Genomic DNA, 25834 nt, shown 5'->3' with positions numbered 1-25834 from the left:
CTTACGGACCTTGAAGCATGAATCTGTTGTTGTTGAGCAATTCCAGCAGTGAAGCGGGCTACCTCGTGCATGCGCTGCCGCACATCCAAGCCCTGACGCAAGGGTTGCCGGCGGGGTTCCCCGCGGTCTTCCTGCCCTTCGCAGGTGTTACGCGCAGTTGGGACGCGTATACGCAAACGGTGAACGATGCGCTGGCCCCCGTCGGCATCGTGCTGGAAGGCTTGCATACCTGCACAGACGCACAAGCCGCGATCGCCGCAGCACAGTTGATCGTGGTGGGCGGCGGCAACACGTTCAACCTGCTGCGCGAAGTGCGCACGCGCGGTTTGCTGGCGCCGATCGCGGCGCGCGTACGCGCAGGCGACGCGGCGTATCTGGGCTGGAGCGCCGGTGCCAACCTGGCCTGCCCCACAGTCTGCACGACTAACGACATGCCCATCACCGATCCGGGCGGATTCGACGCCTTCGGTTTGATCGACTATCAAATCAATCCGCATTACACCAATGCGCATCCCGCCGGCCACCGTGGCGAAACGCGCGATCAACGGCTGGCAGAATTCTGCACACGCAATCCCGCGATGCCTGTGATCGGTCTGCGGGAAGGGTCGGCGCTGCGCATCGAGGGCCACACGACCACGTTGTTGGGAGAGGATGCGCCCCTGTTTTCAGGGACCGAGGCACCAGGCTTGCTCGTCCCCGGCGTGATCACTATCGCGCAACGCAAAAGCGCAAACGCGGTGGCTTGAGCCGCTGTTCGATCGGTTTTCGGGTTGCTTGGCGCAGCGATTGGCGTCGTTGCGCGATCAGCTATCGCGCCGCTTGCCGCCGTAAAGTCGGCGAGCGAGCAACCCCAGCACCACCAGCGCCACCGCAATGCCGGCGGCCGTCAGCAGCGCATTTTCATTGGACGTACGGGCGGCATCCGCCAACTGATCGAAGAACACGATCTTGAGCAGGATGCCGGGCGACATTCCCAGTGCCGTGCCGATCATGAAATCGCGAAAGCGCACATGCGACGCACCCACGATAATATTGATCAATACAAAGGGCGCAACGGGCACCAGTCGTACCGCGAGCACGGCCTTGATCCCTTCGCGCCCAAGCCGCTTGCTGATCGACTCGACCCGCGCACCGGCAAGTTTGCGCAACCGGTTTTCACCCAACCAGCGACCAATTGCGAATGAGGTCGCCGCACTCAACATCGTACCGGCGAAGGCATAGCCCACCCCCGGCCAGGAACCGAACACCAGACCGGTCACTGCGATGAGCAACATGACGGGCACCGCGCACAACACGCCGAACACATAAACGGCCAGCACGATCAGAAATGCAAAACGCGTCGTTTCCAGATCGGTGGCAACTTCGGTCAATGCCTCGACCGACATGTACTCGCGCAAAGGCGTGGCCGTCCACAGGGCCGCCAGAAGGCCGGCGACGACGACGAGCACAGCGATGAAGCCGTAGCGGCCTACGCGGGAAGAGGATTCGGTGGTTGATGACATGTCGGGCGCGAAAGACGCAAGTCGCGGGCCTGATTCCGATGACCCAATCGCCCCGCCGCCGTCTCGCGCATTAGCGAAAAGCCACGTGCTGGCTGTCGAAAACGAACGCCGTGAGGCTCAGCTTCTGTGCGGCCGACACCTCGACGAACTCGAGTCCGTGCACGACCAGCGATTCGCTGGTGGAAGCAGGCACCACATTACGCACCACGGCGGCCACCTCGATGTCGGTATTCACCGCGGCTGACTTGAGCCGAAACGCAATCTGCACGCGCTCGCCCACCGGCCATATCGCACGCGTAGCCGCCAGCGACATCCCCAATACGCTCATGTCGCGCGCGACGCCCAAGCCATCGTAACGATCATCGCCCGCAATCGACTTGAATCGTACGGCCAGACGCGCACCCACGCGCGGCGACTTGCGTTCGCGCAGCAACTGAATGGGCCCCGGTGCCGACAGCACGAGATAATCGAACGGCTTCTTGCATACGGCTTGCACCGTGCACACGAACCGAAACACGCCCTGGCTGGACACCGCCACCAGGTCGACATTTTGATTCACCTCAAGCGACAGGTAGCGGCCATCGACCAGGGGCGGCGTGACGAACAACGCCTGCTGCGGCGAACGCCCGATCAGCCGGCTCGGGCTCATCTTGCCGCTCACCGCCGATTGCGGCTTGATGCCGAGCATCATTCCGATCGACAAGCGCATGTCTTCGACGTTCAACGAGGAATTGCCCGGCGCATCCTGCAGGCTGGCCGCGCCGTCGTCGGCCGGCGGCCGATAGCACGGACGAAACGCCTGAAAAAGAAAGGCCACCGCGTCGGGGTCGTGCAGCACCATGCCCTGGTCCAGCAGCACCGTGCCGTCGGCGTCTTCCACATCCCAAGGCAGCGGCTCGGCCACCGGCACCAGCGCCGGGTCGAGCGGCACACTGGGCGCAAGCTTGGCGGAGGCGGCAGTAGCGGCGTGGGGCGCGACGGTGCTGTCCTGAGTCATGCGGAAATCCTCGTATCGTGACTGGCGTGCCAGACCTCAAGCCATGATTCCAGCTTGCCCGGCGGGAGCGGCCGCGACATGAAATAGCCTTGCGCCAGATCGCAATGCAACAGTTTGAGCTGCTGCAACACGGCTTCGCTTTCGACCCCTTCGGCGACCACCTTGAGGCCCATATTGTGCCCGAGATCGATGGTGGATCGCACGATGGTTTCATCGTCCTTGTCGTGCGCCATGCCCATGACGAAACTGCGGTCGATCTTCAATTCGTCCACGGGCATGCGCTTCAGATAGGCGAGCGATGAATAGCCCGTGCCGAAATCGTCGATCGACAATCGCAAGCCGAGCGCGTGCAGACGATCCAGCGTGTCCATGGCGTGCAGCGGATCATCCATGACGGCGCTTTCGGTGATCTCGATCCAGATCCACGCGGGGTCGAGACGATGCCGATCGAGCAGGCGCGCCAGCAACCCCGGCAGATCCGGCCCCAGCAGATCGCGCGCCGATACATTGATCGACACCTGCAAATCGATGCCACGCGCGTGCCAGTCGGCACATTGCGCAAAGGCGCGATCGATGACCCACCGCGTGATCGATTTGATATAGCCGGTTTGCTCGGCAAACGGGATGAACTGATCGGGCGACACGAACCCGCGTGTTTTGTGCTCCCAACGCACGAGCGCTTCCACGTACTTGACCACGCCCGTACCCAGATCGAGCTTCGGCTGGTAGTACAGCGTGAGCTCATCGTGTTCGACGGCATAGCGCAACTCGCTCATCAGCGTCAGCCGCTCGGGCGTGTGCTTGTCGTGCGTGGCGTCATAGCGCGCGTAATCTTCACCCGCGCGCTTTGACGCGTACATGGCCACGTCGGCGCGCCGCATCAGCGTATTCATATCGGTGCCGTCATGCGGCAGTGTCACGATACCGATGCTCGTGCTCACATCGACGAGTTGTCCCTCCACCGTGATTGGCCGCTGCAACGCCTCGGTCATGCGCACAGCCACGGCCGTGGCCGTCGCCAGATCGCCGCCGGGCAACAGCACCGCGAATTCGTCGCCCCCCAATCGCGCCACCGTGTCGTAATCGTGCCGCAAGGCGGCGCTCAATCGTCGGCTGACTTCAACCAGCAAGAGGTCGCCGATGTGGTGACCCAGCGTGTCGTTCACATATTTGAAGCGATCCAGATCCATCATCATGATCGCCAACGTGGTGTCGTTCTCGCAGGCCGACGCGATCGCCTGCTGCACGCGATCATTGAAACGGGCGCGATTGGGAAGCCCGGTCAATACGTCTTGATATGCCAACGCGGTAATGCGTGTTTCGCGATCGAGCAAGGCGCCCCGCATGTGATTGAACGCATGGGCCAGCTCTCGAATCTCGTTGTTTTCCTGGATGTGAATCGGCTTGGGATATTCCCCGCTACTGATGCGCCTCGCGAAGTCGATGAGCTTATTCACCGGCCGCGTCACCTTGCGGGCAATCAGCACGCTCACGACAATCGAGATCAGCACCCCGGCCACGGTCAGCAACGCCAGCATCGACTGCAAGCGGTGAAACGGCGCCATCGCAGCATCGAGCGAATGCTGCAAGACGATCAGGATCGAATCGTCGCGAGGGGCGGCCCGTACCCGGCGATAGGCAAATTCGCGATCGTCGATCTTGATCGTGGTCGCCTGATTCGGCACTGCGGTGTCGCGTGCAATGGCCGGCAACAACCCCTGCTCCACGCTGGGCGGTAGCGAAGAGGCCATCACCCGCCAGTCCCCCTCGGGTGTACGCGCGAGAAACGACACATCGAGCGACGCAATCTTGCGCATGCTGTCGGTCAGCCGCTCGTCGATCTCGAATCCCATCACTACCCACGCGATGGTGAGGGGCGCCCGCACCGGCACTGCGACCAACTCGTAGATGCGCTCATCGATCATGCCGATCGCCGTCGCCGCCCCCTGCCGCTTGGCCTCGCCGATCAACGACTGATACGTCGCGGCATTGAGGGCGTGCGGCTCGGCGCGGGTATCGGCGATCAATTGCCCTTCCAGCCCGATGAGCAGCAACACCTCGGCGCCGATCCGATCGCCATGATTGCGCAAGGCCGACACGATCGTTGCGCGATCGCGCGTGGCTGCCGCTTCGCGAAAACCGAAATCGGCGGCCAGCACGTTGGCGGCCTGCCCGAGCCGCTCGCGCCGCGACCGGATGATCTGCTCCACCACGTTCTGCGCCACCGCCAACTGCTCATCGACGTTGCGTCGCGCGTTATTGGCAATGATCGCCGAAATCGAGCCGAACGCCACCACCTGGATCACCAACAGCAACCCGCTGAATGCGAGCGCGATGCTGGTGCGCAAGCTCAAGGTGGAGGGCTTAAGCACGTATCAGGCCCTAATGGACATCGACCGCCAACGCGAACGCCGGGGCCGTGTGAACGCCCGCAGGCAACGCCTGCGTGGGCAGATGCTGCGCGTCACGCAGTGCGTGATGCCATACGGTCAACACATACTCGCCGGCCGGCAACCCCGCCAGCGTGGCGATGCCATCAGCACCGGTCTTGGCGAAATAAGGCGTGTCCACCACCAGCACGAACGCCACCATCGAGTCGTGAATATTGCAGCCCAGCACCACCAACCCCGGCTTATCGAAAATCACTGGATGTGAGGGCGTGCCCGAATACAGGGGCAACTGAAACCGCTTCGCCGGCGAGAACGAATACACATCATGCTCGACGTCGTCTGTGTTGGGAAACGACACGGCCACACCGGTTTGCGCGACCGACACCAACGGCACGAACTCGCGGTCGACCTGATCGATTTTCATCGCCGACGCCCGCGCTGCGGGAACGGCGCCTTGCCTGGGCTTGGCGTACACCACGGCATTGGCAAGTGGCACGCCTTTCATATCGGTAATCGGCACCGTTATGTCGCCGATACCCTTTGCAGCAGAGGAAGCGCTGGCGTGCCCACCCGCGGTCGCGTTTATCTTCGCGGGTGTGGCCGCCGAGGGCGACGCCACCGTCCGTGTTGCCGAAGCATCGGCCGCCACCGCTGCACCAGGGCTGAGCAGCAGCGCCAATGCGATTGCCGCTGCGCAAAGCGCGGCACGCTGCAAAGAATCCGGAACCGCCATAGTCATATCCTTGGTGGAAGCCGAGGCGCGGTGCTACCGCGTCTCGATGTCGCGATACATCGGCGCCAACTTGGCCAACAACTGGTTTTGCGCGCGGAACGGCACGCCGTGTTTTTCCATCGCGCCCTGCAGTACTTCCACCACGGCATTGAATGCCGCGCGGTCGATCTTCAGATTGCTGTGCACCGCTTTCATCGAGCTGCCGTCATAAACGCAAGGCCCGCCCGTCACGCTGCAGAATTGCTTGGCCAGCATGATGCGCAGGCGCTTGTCGGACGCTTTCGCGAAGTACGGGCGCGTGCGCGGATCGGCATGCACATCCGCCACGAAATCGTTCACGACGCGCTGGATGCCGTCCGCGCCGCCAAAGGCGCGATAGACCGCGTCATCCGCGTGCGCGGGTGCTGCGGCCATCAGCAGCACGCCGGCAATGGCCACGGCGCTCAAGCCTCTTGATACCCAACGAGCGGAAGTCATATGTATCGTGCCGTCTGCCCTAAAAGCCCGCTTGCGCGGAAAGATATACGCCGCTTTGATTCTTGATCGTGGCGATATCGCCCAGCGACAACCACGCCAACGTCAACGACACATGCTTGGACGGCGCCCAGGCGATGAACGCGTCATACGCGTTTTGCTCGCGCGCGAATCCCAGATTGTTGGGCTTCTGCCGATACTCCACACCCACGGCCACCTGCCGTGACAACAGATAGGCGGCAGATCCTTCAAGCTGCGGCTGATGGCGATGATTGAGATCGCCGCCAAATCCCAGCAGGCCGAATTGATTGGCGCGGGTCATGCGCACGGTGCCGTTGAGCAAAATGCTTTGCGCGAGCAAAAGCTTCGTGGCCGAGACGTAGTAATCGACGCCCGAGTCGCCTCGCGCTCCGATCGCATCGAGTACCGCCCCTTGCTCGTTGTGCTTGTACTGCGCGCCAACGGCCACTTGCGGCACCCATGTGTCGGCATCGAGTACGGCATCGCCAAGCACGCGCACTTTGGCGCCTGCGATATTCTGGTTGAAGGCGTAACCGCGTCCCAAGCCCAGCGTGGTGCCCGCATCGCGCGTATCGAAGCGCTGCCGGCTCAACGACAACTCGACGCGGTCGGCCAAGCCAACGGTTACGCCATAGGCGCCCAACGAATAGTCTTGCGTGCGCACGAATGTCGTGTGCACATTCACACCGAACTGCTCCCGCGTGCCGTAGCCGCCGATCACCGCCCATGGCGTCAGCCCACCACCCGCAGCGCCCTCGATCTGCGACACCCCGCCGGTGAGCAGCAACTTGCCGCCTACTGGCGACTCGGCGCTCATCGCCACAAACGACTGGCCCAGCAACGCGGCGGCGAGGAAAGCGCGCAAGAACAAGAACGGCGCGGGCGACAGAATCATGAGACACAACGAAAGCATGAGGGCGCGCGGCGCGCACGGGACGAGCCGCCCTGCAGAGGGGGACTCATTACCGATAACGACACGATCTCGGCAATATTTAGTCGGCGCTGCCAAATTTTCCGAAATTGGATTCGAATTCAAACGGGAACGTGTCGATGCCCTCCGCTCCACTCGCCGACGTTGGCGGCTCCACACATCGATGTCGGTAGCTCCAAGCGTCCTAGGATCACAACAGAAGCGGATTGCACGTGGGAACCTTATGTGCCAACACCGAGCCGCCCTGATCAACGCACGTTACAAACAGGCAGGCTAATTGCTGAGCACACCCACCGATCACTAAAATATTGGAGGTACTTGATGGCATACCAACGTACACAAGCACAAAAACTCCTGACGGCACCTGAGCTCGCGCTATTCGATGCAGGCCGCACGACAGAAATCAAATCGCTCAGCAAATCCCAGTTGCGCAGCAAACTCGAGCGCAGCCGCAAACTGCGCGACAAGTACCGCGATCTCCATCGCCGCCAGCGCGTTGCCTTGCGCGGCAAGTCCGGATCGAAGTCCGGCACGCAAGATACGGCCAACCTGCGTACCCAACAAAAAGAAGAGATCCTCGCCGAATCCGTCGTGCGCTTCGAGACGCGTCTCGCGCAGATCGAGAAAGAGGAAGATCGCGATTTCGCCAAATTCGAGTCGGCTGCTGCGAAATCGGCACGTGCCGGTGCCACCAAGACGGCAGGCCGCGCCAAATCCGGTACTGCGGTGAAGAAGACGGCGCGTACGTCGGCCGCTAAGCGCACCGCAACAGCCAAGTCGGCGACGACCTCAGGTGCGAAGTCGGCGGCGAAAACGGCAACCAAGTCGAGCACGAAGGCGGCCACCAAAGCAGCCACCAAAGCGGCCACCAAAGCCGCCGCAAAGAAATCGCCTACGGCCGCCAAGCGCACGACGGCGACCAAAAAATCGTCGGCCAAAACGGCGGTGAAGACATCCGGCGCCAAGACCACGCCGTCGACGCTATTGGCCAAGAAGAAAGCCGTCACCAAGAAAGCGTCAGCGAAGAAAGCGCCCTCCAAATCGGCCAAAGCGCCGGCCGCAAACCCGCTCGACCTCGCCACGCAAAAAGGCAATGTGAGCGCTCAAGCTCGCGCCGTCGGCAAAGGCGCCGCCGGTCAGAGCTCGCGCGCGCTGAGCATCGGCGCACACCAACGCGGCCAGACGCGACGCTCCCAGGCGAAGCGCGATAGTTGACGGTGTTGCGCGATAGGCCGTTGTGGATGTCGCGCGATGGCCGTTGAAGGTATCGGGCGACGGGCAATTCTTGCGGACGGTTGGGGTGCGTCCTCCAACCCGGCGCTTCGACCCGGTTCATCGAACCAATCCCTCGAGTCCTGTCCTTAGACCCTATCGCGAGCCAACAACCATCGGCATTTTTTAATGCCGCCTTCAAATAAGCACAAGCCTGCCCCGCACATCGCCGGGCAGGCTTGCTGCCATTCGGCGGTTACTCGCAGTGCTGGGGAGCGGGTGGCGATGATAAGTGGGTGGCCGTGAAGGCACGCGATGCGCCCTGACGCCTTGCCTCAAATCTCCATTGCGAAAGTCGGCTTAACAACTGCATTGATGCAGTCACCCTTCGAGCGATGCCGGCCGTTCGGCATATTTGACCCATGCAGCCCACTAGAGATGGAAGCTGCCGCTACCGAACTTCGGTGAAGTCTGGCGTCCCGCCGCCGACTCCTTTACAGTGCATGATTGCAGTGACCGATCAAGCGCAACAAACCGTCCGACACAATATAACGACAACCTCCGGCCTGGTAAGCGTGAGTACTTTCATCGATTACGGGAGAGTTGCATGGATCGTCGCGAGGTTATTCTGAAGTACATCACCAAAGAGAAACAGGGTATCGAGATTGGACCGTTCCATTCGCCACTGACGCCAAAGCGGGACGGCTATAACTGCTTGGTGATGGATGTTTTCGATTTGGCCACGCTGAAAAAGATGGCCAGAGAAAACGTCGGCATTTCCGAGGAGCAATGCGAGTTGCTGGAAGATGTCGATTTGCTGGGTTCATCCACTCATATCGACAAGGTCGTCGAACAGCACGGAAAATTGGGGCAATTCGATTACCTGGTGTCGTCGCACAATTTCGAACATCTGCCCAATCCCATCCGCTTTCTCCAGGGCTGCGCCAAAGTACTCAAGCCTGGCGGCATGCTTTCGATGGCCATACCCGATCGTCGCGCGTGTTATGACTACTTCCGGCCCGCTACGCCGCTTTCAGCTTGGCTCGAGGCATACTTCGCCGATCGAAACCAACCTACCCTGACCCAGAACTTCGACGAAAAATGGGTGCGCGCGAGTTACGACCATCACGGCGTGCCCTATGGGAGCTTTTTCCGAGGGGCTCCGCCCGCTGCTGTTACACCCGCGATGACGTTCGAGCGCCATTTCAAAGAATGGGAGGCGAACGCATCCTCGAACGACCGGGCGTATGAAGATGCCCATTGCTCGGTCTTCACGCCATCTTCTTTCGAGCTGTTGGTGCGCGATTGCGCCTACCTTGGACTGATCGACTTCGAAATCGTGGAAATGTCCGATTCCCCCGGCGTCGACTTTTTCGCTCATCTTCGCGTCGCCACGGATCCTGCTGTTTTGCGGCCTGCCGACTACGAGATACTTCGCAATGAGCTGCTGCATCGCATTCTCGATGAAGCGGCAGAAACCTCCACACAAGGGGCAACCGCACGACTGAACGCGACTCAGCCCGACCCGACCCCGCCTCAGGTTGCGTCTACAGCGGACGAGGCGACTTCCCAACCAGCGCGACCGTCAGGGCTGGAGAGCACGCTCGAAAATTTACGCGACATCGCGGCGCGCTCGGCACAACGTCTTGATGACATCAACCGGGCGATTGAGGCGCAGCACAGCGCGCAACATTCGCACGCTGCAATGTTGACCGCTGCCCAGGAAGAACGCCAGCGCCTGAGCGATGAGCGCCAACGACTGACCGACGACATTCAACGACTCAACGCGACGGTGTTGGCCATGCGAATGTCAACCAGCTGGAAAGTGACGGCACCATTGAGACGCTTGATGAATGCGGTCCGCCGGATGACGTAACGGAGATCGCTGTTGGTTTCGCGCCCACATCGGGAGTTGCCCGCACACAGAAGTTGACCCGCTCAGAAAGCGACGCCGGCAATAAAGGCTGAAACCCAGGTGCAAACATTACTGCTCAGGATTCCGCGCCGCCACGTGTGCTCGCAATGCGGTCATCGTCCCCCATACAATGCCCTGGCGACGACACGCCAAACGGAACATCGATGGGACAAACCCGAGACTTTCTGGAGCACCGCCAGATCGCCATTTACTTTTGCGCGATCATCGCAGCAGCGGCGCTCGCCTGGAGCGTGCCCGGCACCAACCGACTGGACCCGTTCATCAACCCCGCGTTGGCGTTGATGTTGTACGTGACCTTCCTGCAAGTGCCGATGGCCCAGCTTCGTCAGGCGTTGGGCAACATGCGCTTCCTGAGCGCCTTGCTCATCGCCAACTTCATTTTGATTCCGGGGCTTGCGGCGGTCTTGCTGCAGATGGCGCCGCACGATCCAATGATCCGGTTAGGCGTGCTCTTCGTGCTGTTGACCCCTTGCATCGACTACGTCGTCACGTTCGCCCATCTGGGCCGCGCCGACGCGCGGTTGCTGCTCGCGGCCACGCCCAGCCTGCTGATCGTTCAGATGCTGCTGTTGCCTGCTTACCTGAGACTGTTTCTCGGCGGGGATGCGGCAAGTCTCGTCGAACCCGGCCCCTTCGTTCACGCATTCGTCTGGTTGATCGCGCTGCCCTTGATCTTCGCCGCACTCACACAGTACTGGGCAAATAAATGCGATCGTGGAAAGCGTGTGGCAACCGGGCTTGGCGTACTGCCGGTCCCCGCTACCGCACTCGTGTTGTTTATCGTGATCGCGACGGTCATGCCGCAACTTGAGTCGGCGTTCGATACGGTGCTGGCTGTGCTTCCGATCTATGTCGCCTTCGCCGCGTGCGCGCCTGCGATCGGCTGGCTCGCCGGTCGATGCTTCAAGCTCGATGCCTGCGCGGCGCGCGCCGTGGCCTTCAGTTCGGGCACCCGCAATTCGCTGGTGGTGCTGCCGCTTGCCTTGGCCGTGCCGGGTGCCATGCCGATCCTGCCGGTGGTGATCGTGACGCAAACACTGGTGGAGTTGCTGAGTCAGCTGGTTTACGTGCGAGTGATGCCGCGGCTTGGGCGGGATTAAGCGGGATTTTTAGGCACGCTGGCGGCTATTTAAAACACGGCACCGGCATATCGCATCAGCGAAAACATACGCAGCCAGGAAAACAGGGGCGTTAAAAAACCCGCACAGCTTGCACTGGTGCGGGTTTCAAGGCATTGCGAGGCAACACCGTCAAATTCTTGGCGGACAGAGGGGGATTCGAACCCCCGATACGTTTGCACGTATACACGCTTTCCAGGCGTGCGCCTTCAACCGCTCGGCCACCTGTCCTGATTCGTGATCTCGGCTACGACAACTTCGACGTAGCCACTTCGATCGGTTGATGCCTCGGCAAACGATACGGCATCGCCGCGGTTCGTTAAAACCTGTCCATCAAAACATCAGCCCGCGATTCTAGCAGATTGCGGGAAAGTCCGTCAGCGCCATGCCGCGGAGCGCAAATCGCGATCAGCGTTGGCCACTGACAAATCGCGATCAGAGCCAGGCCACCGACCGGGAATCGCCGTCGGCGGCGCCCGCACTCATCATGCGTTCCACATACCGGGCAATCGTGTCGATCTCGAGGTTGACGCGGTCGCCGGGCCGCATATGGCGCAGCGTGGTGACCTCCTGCGTGTGCGGGATGATGTTGATGCTGATCTCGCAACCGTCGGGCGTGTCTTCCACGCGATTGACCGTGAGGCTGATGCCGTTCACCGTCACCGAACCTTTGTAAGCCAGAAACTTGGCAAGCGATTCCGGCACCCGGATCACCAATTCGCGCGACTCGCCCACGGCATCGAACCGCAGCACGTCGCCCATGCCGTCAACGTGGCCGGACACGAGATGACCGCCGAGCGGATCGCCCATGCGCAACGACTTCTCCAGGTTGACCTCACCAGGCGCGGAGAGGCCTACCGTCAGATTCAAACTTTCGCGCGACACGTCGACTTCGAAGTGCCCTTCTTCCAGCACCACCACCGTCATGCACGCGCCCTGCATGGCGATCGAATCGCCAATGGCCACGTCCGATAGCCCCAGCCCGCCTGCGTCGATACGCAAGCGCAGCCCGGCGTCTTCGTCGCCTGCCAACAAGGGTTTGGTCGTCACAATGCGGCCCACCGCCGCTACGATTCCAGTAAACATGTGCTCTCCAACGGCTGTCTCGCGCCGCCGATCAATTATCGCACTCATGCAGCAGGCGTCTCGTTTTCGCCCGACATGAGCGCGTTCTCGGATTTCACGCCGCCGCTCGATCCATTTCTCGCCAACCGCAGCGCTTCTAGCCTGCCACGCCAGCCAGGGCAATTTCGACGCGTGACTTCAGCGACGTCACTTCGCCTGCAGCACGCTGGCGGCCTTCCAGCCTCTGCTGCGATGCTAAAGGGCGCCACCGCCAACGCGCGCAAGCAACGCTTGCCACGCCGCTTCGCGCCGCGCACGCAACCGCACGTCGGGCCCAACGAATTGCGTGTCGATGAACGCAAACCGTTGCGCTCCATCCAGATGTTCCAGCAGCGGCATTTTTACGATACCGGCTGCATCCCCCAGCAGCATGGGCGCCAGATACACCAGCAGTTCGTCGATGCATCCCGCCGAGAGCAGCGCGCCGCCCAAACCCGCGCCCGCCTCCACATGCACTTCGTTGACGTCCTGCTCGGCCATCCAGCGCATCATCGCCGCCAGATCCACGCGATCCGGCCGATCCGCCATCGGCAGCACGATCACGCGTGCGCCGCGCGCTGCCAGGCGCTGCGCCTTGGCCGTGTCATCGCGTGCGGTAAATATCCATGTTTCGCCTTCGTCGAACAGGCGCGCGGCCTCAGAAATCTCGAAACGGCCATCGACCACAGCCTTGCGTGGTGCACGCGGTGTGACGACGCCGCGCACATTCAATTGTGGATCGTCTTTCAACACGGTGCCCATACCGGTCAACACCACATCGCTGCGGGCGCGCCAGTGATGGCCATCAGCGCGTGCCTGCGGGCCGGTGATCCACTGCGACATGCCGTTATGCAAGGCGCTACGGCCGTCCAGCGACGCCGCCATCTTCAGCCAGGCCCACGGCGTGCCGCGGACCATACGCGCGATGAACCCGGCGTTGAGCGCTAGAGCCGCCTCGGTTTCCACACCCGTCGTCACATCGATACCGGCGTCGCGCAGCTTGCGCACACCCACACCATTGACCAGCGGATTGGGGTCGCCCATGGCGATGACGACGCGCGCCGGGCGAGCGTCGAGCAGCGCGTCGACGCAGGGTGGCGTGCGGCCGAAATGGCTGCACGGCTCCAGCGTCACATACACCGTGGCACCCGCCACACCATGCCCACGCGCAGCGGCATCGCGCAGTGCCATCACCTCAGCGTGCGCCGACCCAGGCGGTTGGGTGGCGCCTTCACCCAGTACATGATCGTCGCGCACAATCACGCAACCCACGCGCGGATTGGGAGACGTGGAAAAAAGCACGCCTTCGGCCAATGCCAACGCGCGCTGCATCCAGCGCACGTCGCGATCGGTGATCGATGATGACGCTGACATGGTCTTAACGCGGCGAGCGTGGCGTTCCGGGCAACCGCGGCCCTTGCATCTCGCGGATGGCGTCGACGAATTCGCCGATGTCTTCGAAGCTTTTGTACACCGATGCAAAGCGTACGTACGCGACCTTGTCAAGACGCTTGAGCTCCTGCATGACGAGCTCGCCCACTTGCGCGGACGGCACTTCCCGCAGACCACTGGTCAGTAGTTGCTCTTCAATGCGAAAGACGGCGTTATCGACCTGCTCGGTTGATACCGGGCGCTTGCGCAGCGCAAGGGAGAGACTGCCCCGCAGCTTGGCGGAGCTGTATTCGCTGCGGCTGCCATTGCGTTTGACCACGGCAGGCATGGTCAGTTCGATCCGCTCGTAGGTGGTGAACCGCTTGTCACAGGACAGGCAGCGCCGCCGGCGGCGGATCGTGTCGCCCTCGTCCGGCACCCGGCTATCGATGACCTGGGTGTCGGGATGGGCGCAGAACGGACACTTCATGGATTTCCCCGTTTGGTCGCCTGCGCCCGCGTACTACCGTCGCGCGCAGCGATCAGCCGTAAACCGGCAGACGTGCCGTCAGCGCGTTGACGCGCTCGCGAACGGCGGCGATATTGGCTTCGTCCCGCGGATTGTCCAACACATCGGCGATCAAGTGTGCGGTTTCTTTCGATTCCGCTTCCTTGAAGCCGCGCGTGGTCATGGCCGGCGTACCCAGGCGAACACCGCTGGTGACGAACGGCTTTTCCGGATCGTTCGGGATGGCGTTCTTGTTGACGGTGATGTGAGCCGCACCCAGCACCGCCTCGGCTTCCTTGCCGGTGATGCCCTTGGCGCGCAGATCGACCAGCATGACGTGGCTTTCGGTACGACCCGACACGATGCGCAGGCCGCGTTCGACCAATGTATCGGCCAGCACTTTGGCGTTCTTCACGACTTGCTGCGCATAATCCTTGAACTCGGGCGCCAACGCTTCCTTGAACGCCACGGCCTTGCCGGCGATGACGTGCATCAGCGGGCCGCCTTGAATGCCCGGGAAGATGGCCGAATTGACGATCTTCTCGTGCTCGGCCTTCATCATGATCACGCCGCCGCGCGGACCGCGCAGCGATTTGTGCGTGGTCGAGGTAACGAAGTCGGCATGCGGCACCGGATTGGGATACGCGCCACCGGCAACCAGACCTGCGTAGTGGGCAATGTCGACCATGAACAAGGCGCCGTTTTCACGGGCAATGCGGGCCATGCGTTCAAAATCGATGTGCAACGAGTAGGCGGAAGCGCCCGCCACAATGAGCTTGGGCTTGCTTTCGCGTGCCAATTGCTCCAGACGCGCGTAATCGAGCACTTCGTCGGCATCCAGGCCGTACTGCAGGAAGTTATAGAGCTTGCCGGATTGATTGACCGACGCGCCGTGCGTCAAGTGACCGCCTTCGGCCAGACTCATGCCCAACACGGTATCGCCCGGCTTGAGTACCGCCTGGTACACGCCCTGGTTGGCCTGCGAGCCCGAATTCGGCTGCACGTTTGCCGCTTCGGCGCCGAAGATTTCCTTCAAGCGATCGATCGCGAGCTGCTCGATGACGTCAACGTATTCGCAACCGCCGTAGTACCGCTTGCCCGGGTAACCTTCGGCATATTTATTGGTCAACTGCGTGCCCTGCGCCTGCATGACGGCCGGGCTGGCGTAGTTTTCCGAAGCGATGAGCTCGATGTGCTGTTCCTGGCGGACGTCTTCTTTCTGGATGGCTGCCCAGACGTCGGGGTCCACCTGATCGATGGTGCGGGTGCGGTCAAACATGACGGTTCCTGAAGCGGTGACTTGAATTCGAAGCCATCTAGTTTACCCCGGTAGCCCGCACCATCCCAGGTAAAACCCTAAGCATGGTCGTTGTTTAACCACTTTTTTACGCTTGGCTTCCCTCGACGAAAAAGCGGCTCATGTTGAGATGAGCCGCTTTCATAACCTGGTCGAATCGAGCCGCGATCAGGTGGAGGTGGCGCCGATCTGCTTGGGGGCCAGATTGGGATTGAGGGAATAGGTGCCCCGCACCGATGCATGCGCCAGCACCTTGCCCTGCATGGCCCGCAGCGCGTCTTCACCCGTAAACGAGCCATCGAGCTTGAGCGAGATCACATTGAGCGCGTACAGCGTGAAGATGTAGCGGTGCGCCACTTCATCGTTCCACGGCGGGCATGGGCCGTCGTAACCGAAGTACTCGCCGTTCATGTCGCGATCAGCGGCGAACCACTTGGTATAGCTGTTCAGGCCCTGGCGCGCGTCCATCGGTGCCAACGGCCCGCCCTTGCCGCGCGGCGTGATGCTGTTGGAAAACGTGCCCTCGTCGATCTCCCGCAGGGCCGGATTCAGGTCAACCAGCACCCAGTGGAAAAAATCCACGCGGGGCAGATCGGCCGGCACCGTGCGGCCCTCGACATTGACGTCGTCGGGCTTGCTCGGCACATCCGGGTCGTGGCAGATCAATGCAAACGACAGCGTACCCTCGGGGACGTCGTCCCACGAGAACTGCGGGTTGTAATTATCCGCCAGTACGACATGCGTATCCGGGTCGATCTTTGCGAACGCATAGCGCTCGGGAATCGCTTCGTTATCCGTGAAAGACAAGCTCGTGAGTTGCATGCGGGTCTCCTGCAGAAATTAAATTTCTACCTACTATGACCCCACCACGGTAACACGCGCGAACTTGCGTTTCCCCACCTGCAGCACGTATACGCCACCGTCGATTTGCAACGATTTGTCTTCGATCTTCGTGCCGTCCAGACGTACGCCGCCCTGCTCGATATTGCGTTGCGCCTCGGAGCCCGATGCGACCAATCCGGCTTCGCGCAGCAACTTCAGGATGCCGATGGGCGCGCCGGCAACGGTAACTTCCGGGATGTCGTCCGGGATGGCGCCATCACGGAAGCGCGCTTCGAACGTGGCAAGCGCCGCATCAGCCGCCGCTTTCGAGTGAAAGCGCGCGATGATTTCCTGCGCCAGCATGACCTTCGCATCGCGCGGATTACGCCCGCCATCGATCTCGGCCTTGAGTGCGGCGATGTCGTCGAGGCTGCGGAACGAAAGCAGCTCGAAGTAAGACCACATCAACGTATCGGAAATCGACATCAACTTGCCGAACATCGAATCGGGGCTTTCCGAGATACCAATATAGTTACCCTTGGACTTGGACATTTTCTCAACGCCGTCCAATCCCACCAACAGCGGCATCGTGAGAATGCACTGCGGCGATTGACCATATTCCTTCTGCAACTCGCGGCCTACCAGCAGATTGAACTTCTGATCGGTACCACCCAACTCAAGATCCGACTTCAACGCGACCGAGTCGTAGCCCTGCAAGAGCGGGTAGAGAAACTCGTGCACCGAAATGGGCACGCCGCCCTTGAAGCGCTTGGTGAAGTCGTCACGCTCCATCATGCGCGCAACGGTATACCGCGAGGCGAGCTGAATCAGGCCGCGCGCGCCCAACTCGTCGCACCACTCAGAGTTGTAGCGAATCTCCGTGCGCGCGGGATCCAGTACCTGACTGGCCTGGGCGTAATAGGTCTTGGCGTTTTCGGTGATCTGCTCGCGCGTGAGCGGCGGGCGGGTCGAATTGCGGCCGCTCGGATCGCCGATCATCGAGGTGAAATCGCCGATCAGGAAGATCACGGTATGACCGAGATCCTGCAACTGACGCATCTTGTTCAACACCACGGTGTGACCGAGATGGATATCCGGCGCGGTAGGATCCAGGCCCAATTTGATGCGCAGCGGCTTGCCCGTCTGCCGGCTTTGCGCCAACTTCTTGGCAAATTCCGATTCGACGAGCAACTCGTCGCACCCGCGGCGAACGATACGAAGATCGGCTTCGACTTCGGGCGAAATTGAAAATTCTGACTGCGTCATGGTCGGGGCTTTTACAGGGAGAAGACACCAGCAAGGTGTAAAAATTACGATTTTTGTCGAATTTTCAACACAGATGCGTTAGGATACAGCCCGAATCATAGCAACTCTCTCGGTTGCACCGATTCCGTAGCGTCTAGCTTCCTTTTTTTCGTAAGCGTGGATCTCCGTGATCCGGTGCGGCCGATGTGCCCCGCGTAAGCGGTGTGGCGTTTTGGCCCCGGTGAACCGATCCACGTTTCATCATCAAGGGTTCCCACACGATGACTCGTGGAATTTCAGATCTCACCGATCGCACTCCCCGCGCCACCTCTCCCTCGCTCGCCATCCCCACCAGTAGTGCCGCTGTCGCACCCACCTCGCCCCGCGTAGGTTGGTTTCGCCGCACGCTCGTCGTATCCGCTTTGGGCCTGTTTGCAGGCGCTGCGGCGATCGGCATGGTGAGCCAGCCGGATCGCACGGCAATGCCTGCAGCAAGTGTCGTGCAGAGCGTTCTGCCGATGACGGCCGATGCGATGTCGGTGAGCGCAAGCGTGGATACGCCTTATATCAGCGAAACTCGCATCCGCTCGGGCGATACGCTTGCTGCCGTGCTGCAGCGCCTCGAGCTCGACGAGCCTGGTCTGCAAACGTTTTTGACGCACGATGCCAGTGCGCGCAGCATCTACAAGCTTTATCCGGGCCGTTCGGTGCAAGCCGCCACCACTGCCGAAGGCAAGCTGGTCTGGCTGCGCTACATCCATACGCCGGGCAATGACAGCGAAGGCCAGGTCGTCACCAAGATGCTGCATGTCGTGCCGGAAGGCACGGGCTACGCCGCCGACGAGATCGCCGAAAATACCGACCGTCAAACGCGCGTGGCCGTGGGGACGATCAAATCATCGCTTTTCGGCGCGACCGATGCGGCCGGCATTCCCGATTCGATCACGCTGCAAATGGCGGATATTCTGAACGGCAAGGTCGACTTCCTGCGCGATCTGCGCCAGGGCGATCAATTTCGCGTCGTGTACGAAACCCGCTCCCACGACGGCCGCTATGCCGGCGCCGGCCGCGTGATGGCGGTGGAATTCATCAATCAGGGCAAAACGTATAACGCCGTCTGGTTCAGTGCCAACGGCAACGGCCAAGGCGCCTACTACGACTTTGACGGCACGAACCTGCGTGGCACGTTCCTTAAGACGGCACTCAAGTTCACGCGGATCAGTTCCACGTTCGGTGGCCGCATGCATCCGATTCACGGCCGCTGGATGGGCCACAAGGGCGTGGACTATGCGGCGCCTACCGGCACGCCGATTCATGCCGTGGCCGATGGGACGATCGATTTCGCCGGCACGCAAAGCGGCTACGGCAACATCATCGTCATCAAGCATTCCGACAAATACACCACGGCCTACGCTCACCAAAGCCGCCTGGCCGAGGGCATGCGCAAGGGCACGAAAGTGTCGCAGGGCCAGTTGATCGGCTACGTCGGCTCCACCGGCTGGGCCACTGGCCCGCATTTGCATTACGAATTCCGCGTCGATGGCCAGCCTATCGATCCTTTGGCTGCCGATCTGCCCATCGCGCGTACGCTCGACGCCAAGGAGCAGCAGGCCTTCAATCGGGCCGTGGAACCGTACAAACAGCAAATCGGCATGCTGGCGCAATTGCAAACCATCAGCCCCGATTCGTTGACCAACGTCGCGGCACGCTGATCAAGCACACGCCATACACGCCGCTCAAGCTGCGCCACGTCGCAGCTGACCGCAATCATCAGGAGGCCTTGTGCCTCCTTTTTCGTGGCCCACCCTTAGTTTTCGACGTTCGATTCTCAACGCTTCATCTCCGATGCCTTTTATCTGGTGGCGACAACCATGATCACATTCGACGGTTCCTACTTCATCGGCTTGATGTCGGGCACCAGCGTCGATGGCATCGATGGCGCGTTGATGCAGATGCGCGCAGCCTCAGATGGCAGCCTGCACCCGCATCAACTGGCACGTGCCAGTGTCGACATGCCGCCCGACCTTAGGCTTGAATTGCTCGCCTTGAATGAATCCGGATCGGACGAGTTGCATCGCGCAGCACTCGCGGCCAATGCATTGGTGCGCTGCTACGCGGATACCGTTGCGCAACTCCTCCATCGCGCGCGTATCGCACCCACCGATATCGTCGCCATCGGCGCGCACGGACAAACCGTGCGGCACCGTCCGCAAGAAGGCTACACGCTGCAATTGAACGCACCGGCCTTGCTTGCCGAACTCGCGCAGATCGCGGTGGTTGCCGACTTTCGTACCCGCGATGTCGCAGCAGGCGGTCAGGGCGCGCCGCTCGCACCGATTTTTCATCATGCCGTATTCAGCACGAACCGGCCGCGTGCGGTGCTCAACCTGGGCGGCATCGCCAATGTGACCGCGTTGCGGCCTGGTCTGCCCCCTATCGGCTTTGACACTGGACCCGCCAATGCGTTGCTGGATCTCTGGTGCCTGCGGCATACCGGTCAGCCGTTCGATGCCGATGGCGCATGGGGCCGCACAGGCACCTGCGACGACGCGCTGCTCGCCGAATGGATCGCGAGCGATGCCTGGCTTGCCGCTGCGCCACCCAAATCGACGGGACGCGATCATTTCAACGCCGAATGGCTCGATCAACGCATTCCGCACGGCTACGCCGCGCTTGCCACCTGGCGCGAGGATATCCAAGCCACACTGGTGCAGCTTACCGCCGCAACCGTCGCGCAGGCCGTTGCACAACAAGCGCCCGACGTGGAAGATGTGCTCGTGTGCGGCGGCGGCAGCCGCAATGGTGCCCTGATGCGCGCGCTTGGCGCACGACTGAACCGCCCGATCGCACTTACGGATACCGCCGGCGTGGCAGCGCAGGATGCGGAGGCCATGGCATTTGCATGGCTGGCGTACGCGCACTGCGCGCGTATCCCGGCGGGCATTCCAGCGGTCACCGGCGTGCGCGGCCCGCGCGTGCTTGGCGCCTACTACCCGGCCTGAGCGCCATCCCCGAGGACACCGAAACCGCAAGGTCCAGGACTCGGTCAGCCTGAATCCACTTCCCAGCAGCCAACAAAAAACCCTCGCGCAAGCGAGGGTTTTTGACTGCGGCACGGCACCGTCGCACGAACGGCCCTTAACTACCGCAATGACTTACACCGAGAACGACGAACCGCAACCGCACGTGGTGGACGCATTCGGGTTACGGATCACGAATTGTGCGCCTTCCAGGTCTTCCTTGTAGTCGATCTCGGCACCGACGAGATACTGGAAGCTCATCGGATCGACGAGCAATTGCACGCCTTCCTTGTCCAGTGCGGTGTCGTCATCGTTGATCACTTCATCAAACGTGAAGCCGTACTGGAAGCCTGAACAGCCGCCGCCCTGTACGAACACGCGCAGTTTCAGATCGGGATTACCTTCTTCCAGCAGCAGCTCTTTAACCTTTGCGGCGGCAGCGTCGGTAAAGACGAGCGGCGCGGGGGGAGCAGCTTGCAGGTCAACGGTTTCGGTCAAAGCATTCATGATGGTCACTCCTGGCCAAGTCGGCCAATATCCGGTCGGACGCAAAGCGCCCTGATGTGTTCACTATAGCCCAGTGCATCCCGGGATTCAAAATCTCAATTCAACAGACTGCGATGCGCGTACCGTCTTTCCCTCGAGAACGCTCACAACCAACGTCTCCGGGGTGAAACCGTCGGGTAAAGCCAACACGCCCTCGAGCCGCTGATACTGCTCGAACTTCAATCCCAACGTGTCGTTCCCGGGTTGGCTGGAAGCGGGCTTGGCCATGTCGAGCACCTTGGCCGCGATTGAACCGCTGGTGTCACGCAACGGCGCCAGCGTCACGGTGTGCACCCGATCGCGACCGGACTCGCGGCCCGAAGCGGTGATCTGCAGTCGGCCAACGAACGGTGTATCGGACGCTTTGCCGTTGCGCATGACCAGCACGCGGTATCCCAGGCCATTCGGCAATTTTTGAAACTCGGCGCCGCGCACAGCGACCGAGCCTTCGGGGCCCGCCGGCAGCAACTGCTCGTAAAAGGCCAATTGCTCGCGCACGCGACCCACATCGTTTTGCACCGCGGCGAGTTGCCGCTCGAGCTCCAGACGCGCACTGCGCTCGAGTGCCACTTCGCCATCGGCGACGTCAAGGCGGGTTTGCATGGCCTGAATGGCAGCCTCGCGCTCCCAGATCTTCGCATCAAGGCCGGCCATTTCCTGTGGCGAGCCGGGTTGACCCATGGCACTCGGCGAGACCGGCCGCTTGGCCAATAGCGCCGCGCCTGCACCGACCAGCATGCTGAGCACCACGACGGCGACCCAGGTCGCCCATCTCGGCCAGCGCATCAGACTGAGACCGTACAGGGTGGGCGTGAGTTCCCGCGCACAAAATCCGAGCGGTGCAGCCTATGACCATCTCGAGCGGGTGCAAATGCCGGGTACGGGGCGAAGCCTGCCGCGTACCCGGCTAGGGCTGCCAGAGCCGCGCGGCGGTGGGACGCCTGAGCGCCCACCTGCCCGGCGGCGACCGCCGCAACCGCCGCAACCGTTTTAAGGCAGCAGCGCAACGTGATTCAGGCCGGCCGTTTCGGGCAGACCAAACATCAGGTTCATGTTTTGCACGGCTTGGCCGGATGCGCCCTTGACGAGATTGTCTTGAATCACCATGACGATGAGCAGGTCGCCGCCATTCGGGCGTTCCACAGAAATGCGCAGCGTATTGGAGCCGCGCACCGAACGGGTTTCGGGCAGGCTGCCGGCGGGCATGACGTCCACAAACGGCTCGTTGGCGTAGCGCGCTTCAAACAGCGCCTGGAAATCCGTGTCGCGCGCTTCGGGCAGAATCCGCGCATAAAGCGTGGAAAACATCCCGCGAATCATCGGCACCAGATGCGGCACGAATGTGAAGCCAACCGGACCACCGGTGATCTTTTCAAGCTGCGCCTGGATTTCGGGATGATGGCGATGGCCCTTGACACCGTAAGCCTTGAAGTTGTCTGACGCTTCGGAAAACAGCGTGGCCACTTCAGCCTTGCGGCCTGCACCCGACACGCCTGATTTGCAGTCGGCGACCAGCGTTTGGGTATCCACGAGCACGTTGCCCGCTTCGATGAGCGGGGCCAGGCCCAGGATCACGGTGGTGGGGTAGCAGCCAGGGTTTCCGATCACCCGCGCGGCGGCAACCCGCTCACGATTGAGTTCCACCAGGCCGTAGACCGAATCCGCCAGGATCTCCGGGCAGGTGTGCGGAATTTTGTACCACTTCTCGAACACCGCCGTGTCCTGCAACCGGAAATCGGCGGCCAGATCGATAATGCGGACATCCGCATCCAACAAGGTTTGCGCCTGTGCCATGGCCACGCCGTGGGGCGTGGCGAAGAACACCACATCGCAATCGGTGAGCGCAGCGTTTTCAGGCGTCGTGAACTTGAGATCCACGTGCCCGCGAAGATTGGGGTACATCTCGGAGACGGGCATGCCCTCTTCTTTTCGCGAGGTAATGGCCGTCAATTCGACGTTCGGGTGCTGCGACAGCAATCGCAACAGCTCGACGCCCGTGTATCCGGTGCCGCCGACAATACCTACCTTAATGCGCTGAGAGACTTGGGACATGATGATCCGCTTCCTTGTACGAACAACGATTGTATCTTCGCAAAAAACAAAAAGGCCGCAATAGCGGCCTTTTTGACAGAGAACAGTTTAGCGCTTGCTGAACTGCTTCCGACGGCGCGCCTTGCGCAAACCGACTTTCTTTCGCTCGACTTCACGGGCGTCACGGGTCACAAAGCCCGCTTGCTTCAACGAAGGCTTGAGCGACTCGTCATAGTCGATCAGTGCACGGGTGATGCCGTGACGGATCGCGCCGGCCTGACCCGACTCACCGCCGCCGCGAACGTTGACTTTGAAGTCGAACGATTCGAGGTGACCCGTGAGGTCCAGGGGTTGGCGAACGATCATACGACCCGTTTCGCGAGCGAAGAATTCGTCGACGGGCTTGCCGTTGACGATGATCTTGCCCGATCCTTTCTTGAGGAACACGCGCGCCACAGAGGACTTGCGACGGCCGGTTCCGTAATTCCAGTTACCGATCATGGCGTTTCCTTAGAATTCCAGCGGCTTAGGCTGCTGGGCGGTGTGGGGATGCTCGGCACCCGCGTACACCTTGAGTTTCTTGATCATGGCGTAGCCAAGCGGACCCTTGGGCAACATGCCCTTGACCGCTTTCTGGATCGCACGACCGGGGAAACGCTGTTGCAGCTTTTCGAAGTTCGTTTCGCGGATACCGCCCGGGTACGTCGTGTGACGGAAGTACTTTTTGTCGGTGGTTTTCGCGCCGGTAACGACGATATCGGCAGCGTTGATGATGACGATATAGTCGCCAGTATCAACGTGCGGCGTGAATTCGGGTTTGTGCTTGCCACGCAGGCGGCGTGCGACTTCGCTGGCCACACGACCGAGGACTTTGCCCTTGGCGTCGATCACAAACCAGTCACGCGTGACTTCATGCGGCTTGGCCACAAAGGTCTTCATGATGGGTCCTAGATAAAAAATTGGGATGATGCCGCTCGGATAAAGCACCGAGCGCCGCCCCCTGATCCTTTGTCTCGTCTCGAGGCGTTATTAACCGCCCGTATACGCGTGTACTGCCGACAAAGCGAAAAGGAGAGCCCATGACTTTAGCACGCACCGCGCAGCCACACAAGGGCATATGCTGTCAAGACGATCGGGTGTTGTCGGCGCGCGATGCACGCCGCCCCGAAAATATTCCGATCTTCCCAGTCCATCGGGCCATCAGGCCCCGGCGATGGACATCCGCTCGATCAGGATCGAGCCGGTGCGTTTGGTGCCGCGCATGAGCGTATCGTTGCCGATGGCGACGATCTGCTTGAACATATCCGGCAGGAAGCCCGCAATGGTGACTTCTTCCACAGCGTGCTGGATCTCGCCGTTTTCGACCCAATAGCCGAATGCGCCGCGCGAATAATCGCCCGTAACGTAATTCACGCCCTGCCCGATCAGTTCGGTAACCAGAAAGCCGGTGCCCATTTTCTTGAGCATGCCGGCGAAGTCGTCGCCAGGCTGGGTTAGTCGCGAGGTCATGGTCAAATTGTGCGAGCCGCCGGCGTTGCCCGTAGACGGCATCCCCAGCTTGCGGCCGGTGTACGTCGACAGGAAATAACCTTGCAGCACGCCGGCCTGAACGACATCGCGGGCTTGCGTGCGCACGCCTTCATCGTCGAACGGCGAACTGCCCATCCCGCCATATACAAACGGATCTTCAGCGATATCGATGTGATCGGCCAGCACCGGCTTGCCCAACGAATCAACAAGGAAACTGGCGCGACGGTAAAGCGCCCCGCCGCTCGTGGCCTGGGTGAGCGCGCCCAGCAGGCCCAGCGCCAGCGGCGCCTCGAACAGCACCGGGAATTTACCCGTGCGAATACGGCGAGCCGAAAGACGCGACAACGCCCGTTCGGCGGCATAGCGGCCCACGGCTTCCGGGTCGGCCAACTTGGTCGCATCACGCTCGCTGGAATACCAAAAATCGCGTTGCATCCGATTGCCGCGCCCGGCAATCGGCGCGACCGACAAGCTGTGCCGCGAATAAGGATAGCCGCCCATGAAGCCGCGGCTGTTGCCCATGATGAACTGGCCCTCGTAGGCGCCGACGCTGGCGCCTTCGGTATTCGTGATGCGCGGATCGACGGCCAGGGCGGCACGCTCGGCACGCAGCGCCAGTTCGGCGGCCGCCTCCGTGGTCACGTCCCATCCGTAGTGCAGGCCGAGGTCGGGGTAGTCGGTGGCCAACATGTCGCTATCCGGCAGCCCGGCAGCGGGATCCTCGGCGGTATAGCGGGCGATGTGCCAGGCGGCCTCGACCGTTTCGCGCAAGGCGGCTTCGGAAAAGTCGGACGTCGACGCCGAACCGCGGCGCTGGCCGGCATACACCGTCACGTCGAGCGATCGGTCGCGCGTCTGCTCGACGGTTTCGACATCATTTTTGCGCACCGACACCGACAGCCCCAGGCTTTCGGAGACTTCGGCCGCGGCATCGGAGGCGCCGGTTTTCTTGGCATGGGCCAGTACGAAGGCCACGATTTCGGAAAAGCGCGCCGCATTGGCGGCGATCGGCAGGGAGGATGAGGAATTAGGCATTGCAGTCCACG

General features: G+C 61.4%; 24 protein-coding genes and 1 tRNA gene. 6 read left to right on the top strand and 19 right to left on the bottom strand.

Features of this window, described 5'->3' with window-relative positions; translation table 11 throughout:
- The first annotated feature begins 17 nt into the window (after positions 1-17).
- The gene (pepE, locus tag EYW45_RS07345; RefSeq protein WP_161134745.1) at positions 18-746 is read left to right on the top strand and encodes a dipeptidase PepE; all 729 of its coding nucleotides are present in this window, start codon (positions 18-20) and stop codon (positions 744-746) included.
- Positions 747-803: 57 nt separating this feature from the next.
- Here pepE and EYW45_RS07340 read toward each other — a convergent pair whose 3' ends face one another.
- From EYW45_RS07340 to EYW45_RS07315, 6 genes are all read right to left on the bottom strand, one after another.
- Positions 804-1502, bottom strand: a complete 699-nt coding sequence (locus tag EYW45_RS07340) for a TVP38/TMEM64 family protein (RefSeq protein WP_161134744.1) — start codon at positions 1500-1502, stop codon at positions 804-806.
- A gap of 70 nt (positions 1503-1572) precedes the next feature.
- A complete protein-coding gene (locus EYW45_RS07335) occupies positions 1573-2499 on the bottom strand; it encodes a flagellar brake protein (protein ID WP_161134743.1) in 927 nt (308 codons plus the stop codon).
- The gene (locus tag EYW45_RS07330; protein WP_328703602.1) at positions 2496-4871 is read right to left on the bottom strand and encodes a putative bifunctional diguanylate cyclase/phosphodiesterase; all 2376 of its coding nucleotides are present in this window, start codon (positions 4869-4871) and stop codon (positions 2496-2498) included. Before EYW45_RS07330 ends, EYW45_RS07335 begins: the two co-directional genes overlap by 4 nt.
- A gap of 10 nt (positions 4872-4881) precedes the next feature.
- Positions 4882-5622 (bottom strand): methylamine utilization protein, encoded by a 741-nt coding sequence (locus EYW45_RS07325; RefSeq protein WP_161134742.1) that lies wholly within the window; start codon positions 5620-5622, stop codon positions 4882-4884.
- Positions 5623-5655: 33 nt separating this feature from the next.
- On the bottom strand, positions 5656-6099 hold the full coding sequence (locus tag EYW45_RS07320; RefSeq protein ID WP_161134741.1) for a group I truncated hemoglobin: 444 nt from the start codon (positions 6097-6099) through the stop codon (positions 5656-5658).
- Between the two features lie 19 nt (positions 6100-6118).
- Positions 6119-7012, bottom strand: coding sequence for a DUF3034 family protein (locus EYW45_RS07315; protein ID WP_202444634.1), 894 nt, complete (start codon positions 7010-7012; stop codon positions 6119-6121).
- 357 nt (positions 7013-7369) lie between these two features.
- On the opposite strand from EYW45_RS07315, the gene EYW45_RS07310 reads away from it, so the two are divergent.
- From EYW45_RS07310 to EYW45_RS07300, 3 genes are all read left to right on the top strand, one after another.
- On the top strand, positions 7370-8263 hold the full coding sequence (locus EYW45_RS07310) for a hypothetical protein (protein WP_161134739.1): 894 nt from the start codon (positions 7370-7372) through the stop codon (positions 8261-8263).
- A 496-nt stretch (positions 8264-8759) separates the two neighbouring features.
- Positions 8760-10136 carry a methyltransferase domain-containing protein gene (locus tag EYW45_RS07305; RefSeq protein WP_328703601.1) on the top strand — a complete coding sequence of 459 codons (1377 nt, stop codon included), beginning with the start codon at positions 8760-8762 and terminating at the stop codon, positions 10134-10136.
- Positions 10137-10339: 203 nt separating this feature from the next.
- Positions 10340-11296 (top strand): arsenic resistance protein, encoded by a 957-nt coding sequence (locus EYW45_RS07300; protein WP_161134737.1) that lies wholly within the window; start codon positions 10340-10342, stop codon positions 11294-11296.
- Between the two features lie 159 nt (positions 11297-11455).
- Here EYW45_RS07300 and EYW45_RS07295 read toward each other — a convergent pair.
- The 7 genes from EYW45_RS07295 to tyrS form a co-directional block, all read right to left on the bottom strand.
- Positions 11456-11545, bottom strand: a tRNA-Ser gene (locus tag EYW45_RS07295).
- 204 nt (positions 11546-11749) lie between these two features.
- Positions 11750-12400 carry a riboflavin synthase gene (locus EYW45_RS07290; protein ID WP_161134736.1) on the bottom strand — a complete coding sequence of 217 codons (651 nt, stop codon included), beginning with the start codon at positions 12398-12400 and terminating at the stop codon, positions 11750-11752.
- 234 nt (positions 12401-12634) lie between these two features.
- Complete coding sequence (gene ribD / locus EYW45_RS07285) at positions 12635-13750, bottom strand: bifunctional diaminohydroxyphosphoribosylaminopyrimidine deaminase/5-amino-6-(5-phosphoribosylamino)uracil reductase RibD (protein ID WP_161135368.1); 1116 nt, start codon at positions 13748-13750, stop codon at positions 12635-12637.
- A gap of 46 nt (positions 13751-13796) precedes the next feature.
- Positions 13797-14279 (bottom strand): transcriptional regulator NrdR, encoded by a 483-nt coding sequence (gene nrdR, locus EYW45_RS07280; protein WP_161134735.1) that lies wholly within the window; start codon positions 14277-14279, stop codon positions 13797-13799.
- A 52-nt stretch (positions 14280-14331) separates the two neighbouring features.
- Positions 14332-15576 (bottom strand): serine hydroxymethyltransferase, encoded by a 1245-nt coding sequence (glyA, locus tag EYW45_RS07275; protein WP_161134734.1) that lies wholly within the window; start codon positions 15574-15576, stop codon positions 14332-14334.
- 186 nt (positions 15577-15762) lie between these two features.
- Positions 15763-16416, bottom strand: coding sequence for a YbhB/YbcL family Raf kinase inhibitor-like protein (locus tag EYW45_RS07270; protein WP_161134733.1), 654 nt, complete (start codon positions 16414-16416; stop codon positions 15763-15765).
- A 33-nt stretch (positions 16417-16449) separates the two neighbouring features.
- Positions 16450-17682, bottom strand: coding sequence for a tyrosine--tRNA ligase (tyrS, locus tag EYW45_RS07265; RefSeq protein WP_161134732.1), 1233 nt, complete (start codon positions 17680-17682; stop codon positions 16450-16452).
- A 260-nt stretch (positions 17683-17942) separates the two neighbouring features.
- On the opposite strand from tyrS, the gene EYW45_RS07260 reads away from it, so the two are divergent.
- Together EYW45_RS07260 and EYW45_RS07255 are read left to right on the top strand one after the other, a co-directional pair.
- Entirely contained in the window at positions 17943-19373 is a 1431-nt protein-coding gene (locus EYW45_RS07260) for a M23 family metallopeptidase (RefSeq protein ID WP_235938959.1), read from the top strand.
- A 159-nt stretch (positions 19374-19532) separates the two neighbouring features.
- Positions 19533-20663 carry an anhydro-N-acetylmuramic acid kinase gene (locus EYW45_RS07255; protein ID WP_161134731.1) on the top strand — a complete coding sequence of 377 codons (1131 nt, stop codon included), beginning with the start codon at positions 19533-19535 and terminating at the stop codon, positions 20661-20663.
- A gap of 153 nt (positions 20664-20816) precedes the next feature.
- Here the strand turns inward: EYW45_RS07255 and erpA are convergent, their stop codons facing one another.
- The 6 genes from erpA to pmbA all read right to left on the bottom strand — a co-directional run bounded on the left by erpA (position 20817) and on the right by pmbA (position 25823).
- Complete coding sequence (gene erpA / locus EYW45_RS07250; RefSeq protein WP_161134730.1) at positions 20817-21188, bottom strand: iron-sulfur cluster insertion protein ErpA; 372 nt, start codon at positions 21186-21188, stop codon at positions 20817-20819.
- 87 nt (positions 21189-21275) lie between these two features.
- Positions 21276-22013 carry a DUF6776 family protein gene (locus tag EYW45_RS07245; RefSeq protein ID WP_161134729.1) on the bottom strand — a complete coding sequence of 246 codons (738 nt, stop codon included), beginning with the start codon at positions 22011-22013 and terminating at the stop codon, positions 21276-21278.
- Positions 22014-22217: 204 nt separating this feature from the next.
- Positions 22218-23279 (bottom strand): N-acetyl-gamma-glutamyl-phosphate reductase, encoded by a 1062-nt coding sequence (gene argC, locus EYW45_RS07240; RefSeq protein WP_161134728.1) that lies wholly within the window; start codon positions 23277-23279, stop codon positions 22218-22220.
- An 87-nt stretch (positions 23280-23366) separates the two neighbouring features.
- Complete coding sequence (gene rpsI, locus EYW45_RS07235; protein ID WP_161134727.1) at positions 23367-23759, bottom strand: 30S ribosomal protein S9; 393 nt, start codon at positions 23757-23759, stop codon at positions 23367-23369.
- A 9-nt stretch (positions 23760-23768) separates the two neighbouring features.
- Entirely contained in the window at positions 23769-24197 is a 429-nt protein-coding gene (gene rplM, locus EYW45_RS07230; protein WP_161134726.1) for a 50S ribosomal protein L13, read from the bottom strand.
- Between the two features lie 261 nt (positions 24198-24458).
- Complete coding sequence (pmbA, locus tag EYW45_RS07225; protein WP_161134725.1) at positions 24459-25823, bottom strand: metalloprotease PmbA; 1365 nt, start codon at positions 25821-25823, stop codon at positions 24459-24461.
- Between the last annotated feature and the right edge of the window lie 11 nt (positions 25824-25834).

Source organism: Schauerella aestuarii (assembly GCF_009866805.1).
Classification (GTDB): Bacteria; Pseudomonadota; Gammaproteobacteria; order Burkholderiales; family Burkholderiaceae_B; genus Schauerella; species Schauerella aestuarii.
Note: the sequence above shows the minus strand (reverse complement) of the source record. Positions and strands in the feature narration are given on the sequence as shown.

Bases quoted from the DNA above. Each gene is read 5' to 3' on its own strand.
- EYW45_RS07315 (WP_202444634.1), bottom strand. From the start codon at position 7,012: ATGATTCTGTCGCCCGCGCCGTTCTTGTTCTTGCGCGCTTTCCTCGCC.
- pepE (WP_161134745.1), top strand. From the start codon at position 18: ATGAATCTGTTGTTGTTGAGCAATTCCAGCAGTGAAGCGGGCTACCTC.
- tyrS (WP_161134732.1), bottom strand. From the start codon at position 17,682: ATGACGCAGTCAGAATTTTCAATTTCGCCCGAAGTCGAAGCCGATCTT.
- EYW45_RS07335 (WP_161134743.1), bottom strand. From the start codon at position 2,499: ATGACTCAGGACAGCACCGTCGCGCCCCACGCCGCTACTGCCGCCTCC.
- EYW45_RS07255 (WP_161134731.1), top strand. From the start codon at position 19,533: ATGATCACATTCGACGGTTCCTACTTCATCGGCTTGATGTCGGGCACC.
- argC (WP_161134728.1), bottom strand. From the start codon at position 23,279: ATGTCCCAAGTCTCTCAGCGCATTAAGGTAGGTATTGTCGGCGGCACC.
- rplM (WP_161134726.1), bottom strand. From the start codon at position 24,197: ATGAAGACCTTTGTGGCCAAGCCGCATGAAGTCACGCGTGACTGGTTT.
- EYW45_RS07325 (WP_161134742.1), bottom strand. From the start codon at position 5,622: ATGGCGGTTCCGGATTCTTTGCAGCGTGCCGCGCTTTGCGCAGCGGCA.
- pmbA (WP_161134725.1), bottom strand. From the start codon at position 25,823: ATGCCTAATTCCTCATCCTCCCTGCCGATCGCCGCCAATGCGGCGCGC.
- ribD (WP_161135368.1), bottom strand. From the start codon at position 13,750: ATGCAGCGCGCGTTGGCATTGGCCGAAGGCGTGCTTTTTTCCACGTCT.
- EYW45_RS07260 (WP_235938959.1), top strand. From the start codon at position 17,943: ATGACTCGTGGAATTTCAGATCTCACCGATCGCACTCCCCGCGCCACC.
- glyA (WP_161134734.1), bottom strand. From the start codon at position 15,576: ATGTTTGACCGCACCCGCACCATCGATCAGGTGGACCCCGACGTCTGG.
- EYW45_RS07290 (WP_161134736.1), bottom strand. From the start codon at position 12,400: ATGTTTACTGGAATCGTAGCGGCGGTGGGCCGCATTGTGACGACCAAA.
- rpsI (WP_161134727.1), bottom strand. From the start codon at position 23,759: ATGATCGGTAACTGGAATTACGGAACCGGCCGTCGCAAGTCCTCTGTG.
- EYW45_RS07320 (WP_161134741.1), bottom strand. From the start codon at position 6,099: ATGACTTCCGCTCGTTGGGTATCAAGAGGCTTGAGCGCCGTGGCCATT.
- erpA (WP_161134730.1), bottom strand. From the start codon at position 21,188: ATGAATGCTTTGACCGAAACCGTTGACCTGCAAGCTGCTCCCCCCGCG.
- nrdR (WP_161134735.1), bottom strand. From the start codon at position 14,279: ATGAAGTGTCCGTTCTGCGCCCATCCCGACACCCAGGTCATCGATAGC.
- EYW45_RS07300 (WP_161134737.1), top strand. From the start codon at position 10,340: ATGGGACAAACCCGAGACTTTCTGGAGCACCGCCAGATCGCCATTTAC.
- EYW45_RS07245 (WP_161134729.1), bottom strand. From the start codon at position 22,013: ATGCGCTGGCCGAGATGGGCGACCTGGGTCGCCGTCGTGGTGCTCAGC.
- EYW45_RS07310 (WP_161134739.1), top strand. From the start codon at position 7,370: ATGGCATACCAACGTACACAAGCACAAAAACTCCTGACGGCACCTGAG.
- EYW45_RS07270 (WP_161134733.1), bottom strand. From the start codon at position 16,416: ATGCAACTCACGAGCTTGTCTTTCACGGATAACGAAGCGATTCCCGAG.
- EYW45_RS07340 (WP_161134744.1), bottom strand. From the start codon at position 1,502: ATGTCATCAACCACCGAATCCTCTTCCCGCGTAGGCCGCTACGGCTTC.